This is a genomic window from Achromobacter aloeverae, from assembly GCF_004121055.1.
In the GTDB taxonomy this organism is placed as follows: Bacteria; Pseudomonadota; Gammaproteobacteria; order Burkholderiales; family Burkholderiaceae_B; genus Bordetella_C; species Bordetella_C aloeverae.
The window spans coordinates 804191-820478 of the sequence record NZ_PYAL01000001.1; the positions used below are offsets into that span (position 1 = coordinate 804191).

Genomic DNA, 16288 nt, shown 5'->3' on the forward strand with positions numbered 1-16288 from the left:
CTCGAATGTTGTGAAGTCCGTGATGGGTCGGATTACCACGAACGGGCGGCGAGGAATCGTGCACGAATCATTGCTGTACTCGCGGGGTGATCAACCAGGTTGATGCGTCCTTAGCCAATCCTTCAAGACGTCATTGATACGGGTCTGCCATCCCCGGCCTGTCGCTTTGAAAGCTTGAATCACCTCTGCATCAAAACGAATGGTGGTTGCGACCTTCGGCTCCACTGAGACGGGTCGCCCTCGGCGCCTGGCGACGATTTGCGCGGGCGTATGGACGCGCCCGTACTGGCCGGTCAGCGCCTCGTCTATGCTTTGCAGCATGTCGGCCTCGAATTTAGCCATTTCAGGGTCAACCTTCTTTTTGGGCATCGAATTTCTCCTTCATTTTTGCAAGCAATGCAGGGGGAACATTATCGAATTTGGCCTTGGCGTAGACGAGCAGCAGCACGATCTCGGCATTTGCCAAGCGCAGGAAATAAATGACCCTTGCGCCGCCCCGCTTGCCCATTCCGGCTCGCACCCATCGGACCTTACGGCAGCCGTTAGTGCGTGGGATCACATCGCCGGCTTCAGGGTGATCGGCGATCCAGTCCACAAACTCCTCCCGCTCCGCATCCGTCCAGATTTCCGCAGATAAGCTAACGAACCTGTTCGTTTCTATCACCGTGAGCATAATTATTGTACTAACAACAAATAGATTGGTAAAGTGCGCTGTCAGCCGGTCCCTCGGCCATGACAGCCGTAGTTTTGCCGGTGTGCCCATAGGCGACCGTGTCCGCCCAACCGACTCGGTATCAATCCAGAACACCAAGACGGCGTCCGTTGCGCCGACGAGCACTCGTGGTGCGGAACAGCGAGCGTGATTAGTGCATTTCAGGTTCGAGGTGATCCCTCACACTTAGTGATCTAGCAGTGCGCGATAGGTCACGCTTGCGTCCGCAACGACTTCGGCGGGTAATCCCCCCGCAAAAGCGATGAGGTCAGAAGTAGAATTTTCTCGTTGAGGAGTTCTACCGCATGAAGAAGTCGAGATTTACGGATAGCCAGATCATTGAAGCCATCAAGCGCGTGGAGGCTGGTCTTGCCGCTCCTGAGCTGTGCGGAGAGCTGGGCATCAGCTCGGCTACGTTCTACAAGTGGCGTTCCAAGTACGGCGGCATGGACGTATCGCTGATGACGCGCATGAAGGAGCTGGAGGCCGAGAACGCCCGGCTGCGCAAGATGTACGTCGAGGAGAAGCTTAAGGCTGAGATCGTGACGGAGGCGCTAGAAAAAAAGTGGTGAGGCCATCTCGCCGCCGCGAGATGGCCCAACGTGCCGTGCAGGATCGCGGCGTATCAATCCGGATGGCCTGTGAGGCGTTCAGGGTGAGCCAGACCTGTTATCGGTACGTCACCAAGGCGGATGCTGAGAACGAGGAGATCGCCAACTGGCTGCTACGTCTGACGGACAACCACCGCAACTGGGGCTTTGGTCTGAGCTTCCTGTATCTGCGCAATGTTCGAGGCTTCGGCTGGAACCACAAGCGTGTGTACCGCATCTATCGAGGGCTCGAACTGAACCTGCGTATCAAGCCGCGCAAACGACTGATGCGGCAGACGCCTGAGCCACTGACCGTGCCCACCAACGTGAACCAGGTATGGTCGATGGACTTCATGCATGACCAGCTTGCCGATGGGCGCAGCATCCGCGTGTTCAACGTTATTGACGACTTCAACCGCGAGGCGCTGGGCATTGAGGTTGACTTCTCGTTGCCGTCCGAGCGCGTGATCCGCACACTCAAGCAGATCATCGGCTGGCGGGGAAAGCCCTTGGCCATTCGGTGCGATAACGGACCTGAATACCTGAGCGCGGCAATTGTCGAGTGGGCCGGGGCATGGAGCATAAAACTCGAATATATCCAGCCGGGCAAGCCACAGCAGAATGCCTACGTTGAACGGTTCAACAGGACCGTGCGCTACGAATGGCTATCCCAATATCATTGGGACGATCTGGATCACGTGCAGCGCGTCGCCACGCAGTGGATGTGGTCCTACAATCACGAGCGCCCAAATATGGCTCTGGGCGGATTTACCCCAAAACAGCGGTTAGCCATGGCCGCGTAGCGTTTCTACTTCTGCCAATCGCTATAAATGGGGGGATTACCCTTGGGGCGGCCACTGTTCCGACTTAACGCCTCCTCATGGGGAGTTTCTTCTCCGCTGAGCACCGAACGTCTGAACCGGCGCGTTTACCAATCCCTGGACGAATGTCGGTCTGAGGCCTTCGATTAAATCAGCTGCGCCTACAACGCTTGGCGGCAGGATTCAACGCTAGGGTATGCCAACCCCTTGCAGTTCGAGGCGACTTGGTAGGCTAATCAAATTTTGCAGATATTGGCGCAGTCCAGCACCTCAACCGGAATCGCTAGGTCGCCTGCCATACGCGGCCTGCTAGCGCGGGCACCTGCCATGGGGTCATAGCTCATCATTCGACATCCGCGTACCGCGTAAATCTTAGCTCTTCGGCACGCCCACATATTCATCTTTATTTGTTTGGGTGCGAGAACAATGCCGACTCCACAATCGTCCTATCCTTATTATTGAAGATAACAATAAATTTATGATCGTCATCGTAGCGCCACGACTCAACGCGGCTATATAAAATCTCAATGTAAATTTTCAATTCCAAGGCGGGCACCTTCGGAATAACTGGATGAATGAGGCTGATCTGGCACTGCTCAATCCAGCTGAAATCTCCCATACACTCGTCGATCGCATTCCAATTAGATCCGCAGTATGCAGGAAACAATAATATTTTTTTCAAAACCTCGATAAGCTCCTCACTGCTCTCAACTCCAACCGGCAGAGTGGCGCAAAATCCCGCACAAGGCAAGCGGACATCAAAATTATCTCGAAATTGGAAATAGTCGTCTATATACATGAACGATCTCAATGCAGGGGTATGAATGTATCGTAATGATCCGGAGTGTAATAGACCTCGCCCCCTTTGCCCGTGACCACTCTCTGCGGGCCCGGGCCTACAACCCCAGGGGTGGGAACGACATACTCTGTGTAGTATCCTAATGGCTGCGCAGGCAGTGGGCTCTTCATATTTTTAAAAACAGTGCCATCGTTCTTCGATGGAAATTTTATCCCGGCAGCTATACGCTCAAAAGTCGGAAGAAGATTTACCGTGCCTTCATAGGTGATCCCTGTAAGTTTGTCAGTCACCTTTACCCCATTTAGCATTGAGGTGACACCTGGGAATACATTAGCGGGTACACCCTTAGCACCTCTGGTTAACGCTCCGAAGGCGGCAGTTACCATCGCGCTTTTTTGTGCGGTCCACTCGATCCCATATCTCTGCGCCAAGTCCTCAGCGACCTTGTCAATGACGATCACACTCGTGGCTTCAGTCAGGTTTAGGCGGTAGAAGAACAGATCCTCTTGAAAGCCCTTCGGAAGATCCAGGCTGTGAAGCTGTTCCAAAGCGATTCGAAAATCATCGATCTGCGTGACAAACTCACCGTAAGTCGCACCACAGGCGCTTCGATCCATCGCGCAAATGGAGATTAACTCCATTTGCTGGTCCATACTGAGTTGGCGGTACCGCTCTCGCACGGCGTCGCAGTTATTAAGTGCCTTACAAGTCTTGACCTCCTCTATCAATCGTTTGAATTGGCTGAGCGTCAACGCGTTATTGCTGAGCTCCGTCGCAGCGGCGTTTGCACTGACCACGATGTCCATAGACACAGTGCCAGCGATGCCAGCTACGATGCTGGTAATCAGGTTTCTCGCGCTCTCCCTCTCCTGGTCCGTCATGCCATCAGCGTCGAGCTTCATCAAGCTGGCGATGATTGAACTTGCCCCCGCACCAAGCGCTCCGGCTCCGCAGCTGGCGTTGGCCGCTGCCGCACCAGCGCATCCGACGATGGCATGAAGCGCGGCTCTCACCGCATCAGCCTCCACGCCCTTGCCGAGAGAATTACTGATTTCCTTCACCTTTTCGGCTGCCAGGCTTTGCAGGAAATTAACCGCAGCGCCTTGCAGCATGGCCACCGGAGTGCCGGACACGTTACCCGCGACCCCGCCCATCAACGAATCCAGAATGATCCGCGGGTACTTGCCGAAGCTATAGATGTCTTTAAGTTGGCTGGCCTGAGCGCCAGCCTTATCACGTTCCGCTTGGGTGAGACTGGTATCCCCGGCCTTTGCTTCCAATCGTGCAATCTCAGCTTGGCGCTTCGCAAGGTACACACCGTACTGCTGTTGAGCAGTGGTGACGATCTCGAATCCTGCCAAGACTTTGTCCCTGTCGAAGATTGGCTCGAGATCGTCCAAGGTGTCAGATACGTCCCGGGTCAAAGAGGCAATCGTCTCATCCACCGTTTTCCCAGTGAGCTGTAGCTGGCCCTCCGCATCTCGGATCACGATAGTGCCGCCACTGATTGCGCTATCCGTGGATGAGTTCGCACTACCAAATGCTGCAGCCAACGTCGGGCCTGCAGCTGCCCCCCCGGTCTTGGTTGGTATCCGCTGACCGCCTATGTTCTGCGACCCGCTGCCCGAAGTGCCACCGCTGATTCCAACTTGATAACCCCAATAGTCCGCAGTGTTCCTGATGCTCTCTGTCAACAGTGTGCCGGTAGTCAGCTGGTTCGCGCCGTCCGATACGGCTTTGTCACTGCTGCCGATCACGCTTCCTATCAGAGTGGTATTGTCCTTTACCTCGATCAGAAAGCCGCCGTCTCCAGCAAACAGTCCCGTTTGTTGCGGTACGGACTCCCAATTGCTCTTAAGCGCCCCCTGACCAGCGCTTACATAAGCAGAACTACTGCAATAGGGCCAGCAGAACGTAAATCCGGCCGAAAAATTCTGATCCTTCGAATCGTAGGTGCTCTTATCCTGCAAGCTACGCAGATACAGATCGCCCCCCACCGAGGCGATGATCTGGTCGGCCTTTCCGGTCGCGCCAATGAGTGAAGTGTCCCCGCCGGATTGCAAGACCAGCGTATTACCGGCCGTAGCGCTACTGTTCGTCCACGTTAGATTGCTGCCGTCTTCCTTGCCACGGCTTCCCGCAACGCTCCCCTTGACAACGAATCCATAGCCCCAGCCATTACTACCAGCGCCGACCATTACGCCCGCGCCAATGGACCCGTCGACGTGAGAGGTTTCGGTATGTTGGGAATCCGTATTGGCAGCCGCTTGCAGCGTAATGTCGCCGTCCGCTTTAAGCACCGCATTGTTGCCGGCGGAGAGGCGTGACCCGAGTACGTTGATGTAGGAGTCTGCGCCGTTGCCACGCGCTACGATGGTCAGGTTGTTCCCGGCAGCGACGGTCGAACCGAACACCGTGGAGGAAGCGCGATCGGTGGTAGACCTGGATCGGCTAGCGCCATAGTTCAGCGTGATCGTTGCACTCGCACTTGACTCCGCCACACCCGCGCCCTGGTTATCCAATGCGTTGTAACCCGCCAGGCCAATGGTGGTGAAGGCGAGCGCCTTCAAGATCGGATTGTCGACCTCCGACTCCGCATGCGACATGCGTTCCATCGTATGCATGGTGTCGATCAGGGGGCTGTCGAAGTTCACGCTGAATCCACTGCGACGCACCTCGTGGTATTCGTGTTCTTGGTTGGTGTCGTTCAGCGACGCAATGGTCACGTCCCCACCAAGCAAAGCGATATCTCCCTGCTTTGCCACGATGTTGCTTCCGACGACCTGTAGATGCTCTCCGGCATTGATCAGAACATCACCCTGCACGCTACCGACCGTGCTCCCAGTATGAAATACCGTCGTGCCGTCGAGCGTGTCGGTGCGGTCCTTCGTACCTTTACTCAGAAAGCCGAAAGCCCCCCACCCACTGGTCTTGGCGCGGTAGTAGTGATCATCGTAGGACGTATTTTCAGCAGCGGCGATCGTCACGCTGCGCGTCGCGCTCATGGTTAGATTATTCGTCGCACCGACGTTCGACCCGATGACGTTGATGTCCTGACCGGCCGAGAACACGATCGAGTCGCCCGTAAACGTGGAAGCTTGACCTTGCGACCACACACCGGTGTCGACACTCTCATGGGTAGTCGTCCGTCCCCAGAGCCCCTTGAACTTCTGATAGTGCTCATCGCGCGCATATCCAGACGCCTCGCCAGCGACGATATTGATGTCGCGACCTGCGCCCACAGCGATTTGTCCATCCGAAGTAACGTTTGCTGCCGTCGCGGTAACGTCCCGTCCCGCGACCAGAGTCAAATCTCCACCGACCTGGATCGTCGTCCCCACCTCTGACTGCCGATCTACATCACTGCTATTCCTCTTTTTATAGACAACAGACTCACCCTGCTCTATCCCGGCAGTCAGCAGATTGATATCGTTACCGGCCTGCAGGTGACCGCTGTCCTTGATGTCCAAGGCGGCTGCCGTAAGGTTGAGATCCCGCCCCGCGTTAACCATCAAGCTACCGGCATCGACCGCGGAGACACCGCTGACGAACGTTGACCACGTCGACGTCGGCCCCACGGTGGCGCTCACGCTCGCCGTAGTACTGGTCAGGTTGATATCGCGCCCCGCCTGCAAGGCGACCGCATCGCCCTTGATCAATGCCGCGATGTTATTAAGATCCTGCCTGGCATTCAGATCAACGATGCTGCCTTGAATGACACCGCCGGCCTGGTTAAGGATGTTGTCGGCGACCATGACGGTCGCATCACGCGAGCCGATCGTGCCGGTATTGCTGATGCTCCCGTCCACGGTCAACGTCGTGCTGCGGCCCGCCATCAGCGTGCCGTCGCCCTTCAAGTCACCATCCTGCACCACCAGATAGACCTGCGGGACAAGCACGGTCTGCGTGCTGCCATCGGCCAGCGTGACGGTTTGATCGACCAGCCACACCATGTCCGTGGTCAGTTGCTTCATCTGGTCTTCGCTCAGCGGCGTGCCGACCTGCAATCCATATTGCTGCGCGAACGTAGCGCCGGCAGTCAGGAGATCCTTGTATTGAGTTTCGTTGTCTGTGTAATCACCGACGAACCGTTGCCCCGTAGCAGCGATGATCTGGTCCGTAACCAGCTTCTGTTCGTAGAATCCATCGCCCAAGCGTTTGAGGGTGTCGGTACTTTGGAGATAAGGGTTGGTGCCGGCGTCTGTCACCGTCGTCCCGCCCGCAGCCGCTCCGCCGCCGGAGGCGGCGCCAATTTGCACGGCACCGATGGCTGCTTGCGTGGGAGACGCCCCGCCCGTTGGGCTCCCGGTCGTTGTTCCGCCGAAAGAACTTGCGGGCCGGATTACGGATCCCGCGCCTTGGACGGAACCGCCCGCGTCTAGCAGGGCGAGCAGATAATCGCTGGAGATCGTCGGTTTATTACCCGTGAAACGGCTGTCCGTTGTCACCAGGTACGGCGAAGTTGCCGCCGGCACAACCGTGTAGAGCTGGCTATTTGGGACGCTCGACGGTGGCGTTACCGTTCTGACAATCCCGGATCCTGGTAATTGAACGCTGTTGACCACAATCGGCGCCGCGGCGCTGACCGGGGCGCTTGCCCCCGGGGCGACGGCCCCACTCGAGGGCGATGCCACACCGCCGCCATAACTGCCGACCGGCACGCCGATAGGCTCGGTACTGATCGTGCCGCTGTACGGCACGGTGTCGTACTTGCGATCGTCGTTCTTCTCATAGGTATAGATCTCGCTTCCAACCGCGTCGATCCGGCGCTCGCCGACTGCGCCGATATTTTGGACTGCGGGGCCCGTCACGGTTAACGCTCCACCTGCGACGATCTGGCTCTTGTCGTTGAGGACAGTGCCCGTCAACGTTGCGTTGCCCGCTGCGATGATCTTGCCCGGATCCGTGGCGGTCGTTCTGGTTTCCGTGACGGTCTGCGTCACCTCATAGATCGTGAAATCCTTGACCAGACGATTGTTGAAATCCTGGTTGTAGGCCAAGACCCGGGCATTCAATTCTTCGTAGGCCGCGACAAAGGCGGCGTGAGCTTGGTCGTACGCCGTCTGCATTGCCTGGCATTGGGCCTCCGATCCACAATTTTCGACGTCTGCAGGATTTGTCGGCAGCGGAGCGGGACGCGTGACGCCGAAAACATCCCAAATCCTGCCTTCAGTGCCCTGCAGGAACCTCTCAGGTATGGGTTCGCAACTGGTCCCGGAATCTCCCGAGCCACCGCAGTTTTCCGACGGCGGCGTATAGGGACGTGCAATCGGCGCATCCCTGCCCTTCTCGCCATGCCCACCCAACGCATAATCAAACGGCGGCCCATACTGCGATTCAGGATAAGTCGACGACGGCAAGAGCAGGCGCCGCTCCTGATCATCCTCCAGCCATGCGGGATCCTTGCTGCACATCGCCGTCGTCTGGTCGCACAGCCAGTATGTCGCCCCATCGAGCAGATCGGTCGTACCATTCAACCGGTAATAGACCTTGTCCCCCGCACTCACCTGCACGACTTCGCTGGCGTAGTGGTTATTGATGTTGTTGATTGCCGCCGCGCTGATGGCGGCATTGCCGCCCGCCTCTATCGTCGCCGACGCGTTGTTGATAGCCTGCGCCTGACCAGTCGCCCGCCAAAGCCCGTCCAGCGCGCCCCCTATCCCCAGATCCCCTGCCGCATAGATCAGGCCATGTTCAAGATTGTCGAGCGTGCCGACACCCAGATCCATATTGCCGCGCGAAGCGATGACACCCGCGCCCGAAGCGCCAACGTCGTTGCGCAAATACCCCGCCGAGATTGCCAGCGTATCGCCATAGAGACGGCCTGTATTCAGTACGCTGCCGGCCTGGATGTGCGTGATCGCCCCGTCAATCAGGCCAGCGTTGTTCAGCGCATTCGTCACGTTCAACGTCGTAACGCCGTTGGAGACGATCTCGCCGGATGCTTCGTTGGTCAGGCTGCTCGCCCCGACGGTCAGATTCCGCCCCGCGGAAATCTTGCCGCGATTGTCCAGGTCGCCCGCGATACTCAGCGTCGCGTCGCGCGCCGCGACCACCGAGCCGGTATTGATCAATCCCCCGGACATCGCCAGGCTGAGATCACCCTGCGATTGCAGCGTCCCCGTCCCGCTCAGCGCATTCAAGATCATCGACAAACGCGTGCCGGCGACGACATTGCCGCCTTCATTGGCGAGCGTCCCAGCCGTGATGTCTGCCGTACCGCCGGACGTCACCAGCCCCGACGCATTTTGCAGCAATGTCGTGCCCAGCGTCAGCGCATCACTGGCCGCCAACGTCCCCCGCGTGTTGTCGATGCTGGCAGCATTCAGGACGACCGTCTTGCCCACCACGCCCAATGCACGCGTGGGATCAGCGGACGGCGTATCGATATTGACCAGGCTGCCTGCGCTCAAGGTGAGCGTATTGGCCCCCTGCAGCAGGCCGCCCGTGTTGTTGACCACGCCGGGCGAAGTCAGCTTCAGATCCTGGGCCAGCATCTTGCCGCCCTGGTTGAGGATCTGGCTTCCACCCACATTCAGCGCGCCGTTCGTGGCAATGGAACCGGCCTGGTTATTCAGGATGCCGGAGAAGACCAAGGTCAGATCGCCGTTTGAGGACAAGCTGCCGTTGCTGTTGTCCAGACTCACGCCCGACAGCGACACCGTGCCGCCATACAACGTGGCGCCCCGAGCTGCAATGTCACCGAGCGTCACGGCGCTCAAGGCCTGGTTGGCCGACACCGTCCCGCCATTCAAGGTCAGGCTGGCCGCATCGAGCGTCACATTCTTGCCTGCGGCCGCCAGTCCGCTGTTGACGAGACTGCCTCCAGACAGGCTCAAGCTCCCAGGCAACGCGACCTGGCCTTGGTCGTTCAGACCCGCCAGCAGGCTGCCGGTGTTGCTGAAAGCCCCCAGCGTGGAAACCTTCAAATCCTGGGCGGCAACCGCGGTGCCGACGTTGGTCAGTCCGCCCGCACCAGACAGCGTGCCGTCAGTCCCCGCTGAGAGCAGCCCCTCGTTACGCAGCGTCGTGCCGGCGTTGAGGGTCAAAGCCCGTGCCGCCTGCGCGCGGCCATCCGCCGCGACCACCGCTGCCGAGCCGGCATCCATACGCAGATCGCCGCCGAGCGCGGCGGTGATGCCGCCCAAGGTCACGTCGCGGGCCGCGGAAAGCGTGATGGCGCCGTTGGAGGACGTCGTTCCCGCCACGCTCAGGTCGCGCGCCGCGCTGGCATCGAGCAATCCCGCCGCCTGCGTCTTGGCCGCCCCGCCCAGCGTCAGGTCGCCCCCCGTCGACGACAGTTTGACGTCGCCGGACGTGGACGCCGTCGTTCCGGACAGCACCAGATTGCCGGCCGACTGCAGCGTGACCGTCCCGTCAGAGACGATCCTGCCCGCCGAACCCAATGCTCCCGCGGCCTGCATCGTCATCCCCGACGCGGCTTGTGCCACGCCGGTCGCGCCTACGGTCAGATCACGTCCGCCCACGGTCAGGCCGGCGTCGGTCGCGGCAATCCCATCGATACGGACGTCGCGGACGGCATTCAGCGTCAGCGTCTGGACGGACGACAAGGAACCCGCCAGCACCATGTCTCGCCCCGCCTGGGCGGTCATAGTGGTCGCTGCCTGTACCCGGCCGGCACTGCCCACCGTCAAGTCATTCTTGCCGATCAGGGACAGCCCCCCGCCCAAGGCAGCGACGATGCCGTCGACGCGTGCGTCTCCGTCGGCCGTAATCCGCACGGCATTGTTGGAGGACACGATGCCGCTCGCAATGAGCTTGCCACCGGACTGTAAGACTAGATCGTCCGTGGACTGCACACGGCCGGCCGCGCTGACAGAGGTGTCCTGTCCACTGGAGACCGACAGCCCTCCCCCCGTCGCCAACAACGTGCCGCCGACTGCAAGATTTCGGCCGACCGTGACGTTCAGCGGCGCGGCGCTGGAGACCGTGCCTGTGACCGTCATATCCTGCGCCGCGTTTACCGTCAGCAGGCCGTTGGCGCCGTTCGCTCCCGTCGTACCCAGCAAACCTCCGATCGCGACATTGTTCGCAGCGGCGTAGATCTGCCCGTCCGCCTGGACCTTGGACGCCGAGCCTGTTCCCAGATCGCCGCCCACGGTCAGCGTCGCATTGCGGCCGGTGGCCACCTGGCCGGCTATCGTCATGCCATTGCGGGACGTCAGCATCAGGTCGTCCAGGGCGGCCGAAGAGCCCGCCAGCGAAATCGCGCCTCCCGACAAGCCCGTGAACCGGCCATCAGTCTGCACATTTCCGCCGGCTGCCTGCGTCAGGTCGCCGCCTGCATTGAGCGCGAGCGCCTGGCCCGTGGTCAATTGGCCGTCTATCGCCATGGCGGCGGTGGATTGCAAAGTAATCCCGCTCTGTGCAACCGTGGTCCCCGCCAGATTGATACCCGCCGCCGAAGCACCCGAGATCGAACCGGTGGCCTCGATCCGTCCGCTTCGGCCTTGCAACAAATTGCCGCCCGCGACCAGTCCCAAACCTTGTCCTGCGGAGACCAAGCCGTTGATGTGAGTCGTGCCGCCAGACTGCAGCGTGATCCCACCTTGTGAGGACGTCATCCCGGCAAGCGTCAAGGATCCACCCGTCGTCACGGTCAAACCCGAGTTCGCCTGCAGGCTGCCTGTCCCGCTTTGCACGACGCTTCCGCCCGTACTCACGACCATGCCGCCGACCGCGCCTATGGCATTACTGACCGACACATCGCTAGCTGCGCCAAGGACAATGTCGCCGCCCGCCGCGACCTTGCCACCGATCGCCATGGCCCGCGCGGCGTCCATTTGCAGATTGCCGTTGGCGATGATCGTATTGCTCGTCGCAAGGTCCCCGGCCGACGTGAACGTAGCTCTCCCGCTCGAACCGACCGTACCGCCCAGCGTCATCGCGCCGCCAGCGCTCATACGCAGATCGCCATTGGCGTTGACCGAATTACCCGTCGAGAGACTTCCTGCCGACGTGAACGCCGCGCTCCCACCCGAGCCCACCGTACCGCCGAGCGCCATCGCCCCGCCTGCGGTCACGCGAAGATCGCCATTGGCATTGACGGTATTGCTCGTCGTGACATTGCCTGCGGCGCTCAACGTCATACCGCTACCGGCCGTTGCAATGCCATCGACCCCTATGGCGCCTGCGCTATCCATCCGCAGATTGCCAGCCGCCTGCGCCTTGCCGGCAGGAAGAATCCGCACGTCGCCCGCCGCGGAGACCTCCAGATCCCCCGTCATCGCCGTAAGATTGCCGCCAATGTTGACGCCAACGCCGGCCTCGGTGCCGATCAGCCTGATGCTGTTCGCATACATGCCGCCCAACGCAGCCATATCGAGAGACACGGCGGGCGCGGCATCCTCGCCGGCCCTCCCCTGTACGGTGCCATCGCCGTAGCTGACGGTCGCGGGCCCGGCTACGACGCTCAGCCGGTTGGCCCACACTGATGCGTTCAGCGTCAGGGAACGCGCAATCAGATCCACTTGATCCAGGTTATCGCCGTAGAGCCCGTTACCTTCCACCGCGATCCGGCCACGGGTGACGTCGAAGCCTTGCACACTGCCGTCCGGTCCCAACATGGGCAAGCCAGTCGTCAATGTCCCGCGATTGGCGTTCAGGAACCCGCATCCATCGCAAGTGATACCGGCCGGGTTGGCAACGATCACATTCGCGCGATTCCCGGCCACCTCCATGAAGCCGCGCAACTGCGATGGGTTGTTTGCCGTGACCTGATTCAGGATGGTCGTGGCGCGGCCATTTCCCAACATGGGATTGCCGCCGATGGCGCCAGCCAACTGGCTCTGGCTACCGGCGCCACTATTATTCAGGACCACTCCGGACGGTCCGACGTTGAATTGCGTGTAGCGGTTGTTCGATACGCCGCTGGCTGAGGGCGGTGCGATGTTGACGATCGGTACGCCGTTACCCGACACGCCCACCACCGGCCGCTGCCCGGCCACGCTTTTATCCACGGAGATCGGCAAGGTCTGGGACAGTACCGGCGTCCACACCTGGGTGAATACAACGAGCAAGGCGATCGCGGTGCGCAGCGAGAACATGGGAGATCCGGTCAGAATTCGAGCGTCAGGGAGAAGGCGATGGTGGGGGAGTCGGTCTTCAGCTGGTCGGGCTTTTTCAGCGGCCACCCCGCGGAAAGGTCGTAGCTCGCGGCGACATAAGGCACCGACAAGCGCCCGCGCAGACCGGCGACCAAGCCGACCAGCGTCTGGCCGGCCAGATATTGGGCGGCGGGTCCGCTGACCCGTCCTGCATCCACGCCCGTGTAGAGTTGCTGGCCGCTATTCCCCAGGGCCAGGGCAAGCTCGTTGCGCAGGGACCAGCCGCTTTCCGCGGACAACGTCATCTGTCCGTCGAAACCCCGTACCGCGTATCGGTTGCCGATCGTGAAATAGTCGGTCGGAACCAGCGGCGTCTTGGCGTGCTGCCACTGCCAGCCGGTCTGGTAAGCCATCTTCTGGCCCGCCAACTCAAACGGCACGGAGGCGCCCAAGCTCGCCAGCAACACGGTGCTGCGACCATCCCAGTCGGGATCGCCGATGACCACTCCGGGCGCGTTCGACATGCCAGGCAGCGTGCTGCGCACACCGAAGCTGCCGTCCAAGGTGGTATTGCCGACGTAATGCCGATGACCGACGTTAATTTCGTAGCCCACCACGTCACGGTGCTGCACATCGATATCGAGGTCATCGATGGTGTTGTTGGACCACTTGCGGAACATCTTGGCGCTGAAGCTGCCTTTGTAATCCGTCCCGCGGTAAGGTACGACGCTCACGCCGCCATCGATCTGCTTGCTGGTGCCCTGGTAGACAATGGGCTCGTCGAACCCTGCCACGGTCTGCCGATACGTCGACTTGCTCGCATTGGCGAACAGGGTCCAATATCCAAAGGGAATGCTGTAGCTGATGGACGACGAGCGCGCGCCCGCGTCGCGATCGTGGATATGTGCGTTGCTATTCCACGCGACGGACAGTTGGTCGTACAGGAACAGCGGGGAATCCAGCACCAGGGACGCGTTGACCTGATTCTTGCCTGTCGAGTCCAGGCCCGCGTTGTCCCCGCCCAGATAGGCATGCCAACGTTTCCCCGTCCCAGGATGCAGGACCAAATCGGATTCACCGAGTGCGGCGCCTGGTACAAGGTCTATCTTGGCATCGGCCTGACCGGGCAGACGCCTGATGTTCTCCAGGGCTTGGTCCAGATCCCGTTGGTCCAGCGTACTGCCCGAACCGCTAGGCAAGGCCATGCGCCACCAGCCTGGCATGCCATCGCTTTTGATTTTCCCGATCGTGCCTGGGATGTAGCGCAACGCGAGCTTGCCCGTTGCCAAGGACTGCTCTGGCACCAACACCCGCGATGTCACTTGACCCCGATCGATCAGTTTCGCCTGCAGGGCCTTCTGCAGCATTTGCAGGCCCTGCCCACCAACGCAATGGCCAAGCGCCTGTTGCGCCAAGTCATGCAGCCATTGCGGCGGAGCGCTGTCCTGCCATGTCACTGAACGGATCGCGAAGCAGGGCTGCTCCTGGGGAAATTGGAGGCGGGACGAAGAGGGTGCGACGGGCGGCGAATTGAAGACGTCTGGCCGCTGCGCGGCGCGCTCGCGCTGCGCCCCGGCCTCTTGATCCTGGCGGCGCTGGATGTCAGCACCGGTTGCCAAATCCGGTCGTGACGCCTGACCGTGGGCAGCGGTCGCTACAGCGCTGGCAAGGAAGAGTACCGCTCGGAGACATGCTCGAAAACGACCTGTATGGATATGCGGTTGCAGCATTTGTATAGCTTGTATGTATGCATTTATTTCCTATAGCTACTTAGTTTATCCATAATTCGTGTCTTTATGTTAAAGTTAATTCATAACATTTCAGTTTGTTCCATGACGCATACAAAATAAAAGCCCCGCTTTAACGGCGAGGCCAAGATTGATCAGCGGAAAATTCTTATTAATTATCAATGAATTAACTTTACTTTTTTGATTAACTTACGAACGATTCGAGCGGCATGAAAGACCTTTCAAATAACTTTCAATACGTCTATGTCGGTCTCCACTGCGAGCGCTTTGTTGGGGGCATTGAGATCGGAGAGGGCTAACCACGGAAGACTCAATCGCCCTCCCAGTAGATCAGCGCTCTCCACCGCGGTACGTGCCCTTGCACCCCTCGGGCAGGACATCCATCTAAAGGAACAATATATGGAATTCTCCTCAACGCTGATTCAAACCCCGCTTTTTCCGTCTTTGCTGGCGAGCTGCGTCGTTTTCTTGGGCTGGCTTTTGCTTATATGGCGCGCGGGAACCGTTCACGCACTTCTCGACCGAATTTGGCGCTTGTTGTACGGCAACGCCGACGCCGAGGATTCTGTCGTTATTGCTAATCTGCAAGAGAGTCGTGACGTCGAGAGGTTTAATTACGCCCACCGACTTAAGCTTGAAACGCTGACGTCAATCCATAAGCTTGAAAAATGGCGCAAGAAGCATGATGTCGGTATGTCTCGAATCAGGCGCGTACGTATGTGGATCAATACCAATATCGATGAGATTGTGTCCCTGCCTCCGAAGCGCTATGTTGCGGCCACGATGTTGCTCGGACTAGCGGGGGCCATCTTGGCGTTTTGTGTCGGTATGATCGCCGCATCTCCGTATGCCCTTCTGCAGATGCGTACATCCGGCGTCTGGTTCAAGACTGACGCGGTGGTCGCCAAAGGCGCCTTCGGGGGCTGGGCCTTCGATGCCGAGAAATGCGCAAGCGACCGGTCGGGCATTGAGGATCTCACCGGTTTCAAGACAAAAGAGGTCGCTTTCATCTGCGACGCGTTGAGGACCGGTGACCTTAAAGCTAGCGTCATCGACAACGTCAGATCTCAGAAGTGGTTTGGCTTGAGCGTATCATTGGTCATCGCCTATTGGGCCTTCCGTGCCCTACTCGCTGCCAATTCGGCGGCATCCGCTCGGTTGCTACGACGACAACTCTATCCAGGCTTCGCGGATAACGACAAGAAACAAACCAACGCTCAAAGTACGCTTGGTTAGAACCGACAGCCGCAGTCTGTGTTAGCGATCTTGCGCACCACATGAGCCAACTATTCGCGGGGATTAACCAACGTAAAAAAATACCCCTCAATGGTCCCAAAGAGAAAGGCCGTCAGTGAGTATTCTCACTAACGGCCTTGGAACTACTGGTCGGGACGGCGGGATTCGAACTCGCGACCCCTTGCACCCCATGCAAGTGCGCTACCAGGCTGCGCTACGCCCCGAAAGAACGAAAGTATATCAGAGTTAAAAAAAGAATGTTGGCGTCCGGCTGGGAAAAACGAATTTATTTTGCTCGATCTTCAACGCCGAATT

General features: G+C 59.3%; 7 protein-coding genes and 1 tRNA gene. 2 read left to right on the forward strand and 6 right to left on the reverse strand.

The window, feature by feature from the left end; translation table 11 throughout:
* Positions 1–90: 90 nt before the first annotated feature.
* The gene (locus C7R54_RS03525; RefSeq protein WP_240039408.1) at positions 91–321 is read right to left on the reverse strand and encodes a BrnA antitoxin family protein; all 231 of its coding nucleotides are present in this window, start codon (positions 319–321) and stop codon (positions 91–93) included.
* Between the two features lie 28 nt (positions 322–349).
* Positions 350–673 carry a transcriptional regulator gene (locus C7R54_RS03530; RefSeq protein ID WP_129148785.1) on the reverse strand — a complete coding sequence of 108 codons (324 nt, stop codon included), beginning with the start codon at positions 671–673 and terminating at the stop codon, positions 350–352.
* 344 nt (positions 674–1017) lie between these two features.
* Here C7R54_RS03530 and C7R54_RS03535 point away from each other — a divergent pair.
* A protein-coding gene (locus tag C7R54_RS03535; RefSeq protein ID WP_129148786.1) for an IS3 family transposase occupies positions 1018–2105 on the forward strand; the annotation gives its coding sequence in 2 pieces (ribosomal slippage) (positions 1018–1270 and positions 1270–2105; 1089 coding nt in all).
* 421 nt (positions 2106–2526) lie between these two features.
* Here C7R54_RS03535 and C7R54_RS03540 read toward each other — a convergent pair.
* From C7R54_RS03540 to C7R54_RS03550, 3 genes are read right to left on the reverse strand one after another with little or no spacing between them, the layout of a single operon-like run.
* Positions 2527–2922 carry a barstar family protein gene (locus C7R54_RS03540; RefSeq protein ID WP_129148787.1) on the reverse strand — a complete coding sequence of 132 codons (396 nt, stop codon included), beginning with the start codon at positions 2920–2922 and terminating at the stop codon, positions 2527–2529.
* A gap of 8 nt (positions 2923–2930) precedes the next feature.
* The gene (locus tag C7R54_RS03545; protein WP_129148788.1) at positions 2931–12989 is read right to left on the reverse strand and encodes a two-partner secretion domain-containing protein; all 10059 of its coding nucleotides are present in this window, start codon (positions 12987–12989) and stop codon (positions 2931–2933) included.
* Between the two features lie 11 nt (positions 12990–13000).
* A complete protein-coding gene (locus tag C7R54_RS03550) occupies positions 13001–14608 on the reverse strand; it encodes a ShlB/FhaC/HecB family hemolysin secretion/activation protein (protein WP_240039356.1) in 1608 nt (535 codons plus the stop codon).
* A gap of 528 nt (positions 14609–15136) precedes the next feature.
* Between C7R54_RS03550 and C7R54_RS03555 the strand changes: the two genes are divergently transcribed.
* Complete coding sequence (locus C7R54_RS03555) at positions 15137–15973, forward strand: DUF6216 family protein (RefSeq protein WP_129148790.1); 837 nt, start codon at positions 15137–15139, stop codon at positions 15971–15973.
* A 147-nt stretch (positions 15974–16120) separates the two neighbouring features.
* Here C7R54_RS03555 and C7R54_RS03560 read toward each other — a convergent pair.
* Positions 16121–16197 (reverse strand) — tRNA-Pro (locus tag C7R54_RS03560).
* Positions 16198–16288 lie beyond the last annotated feature (91 nt).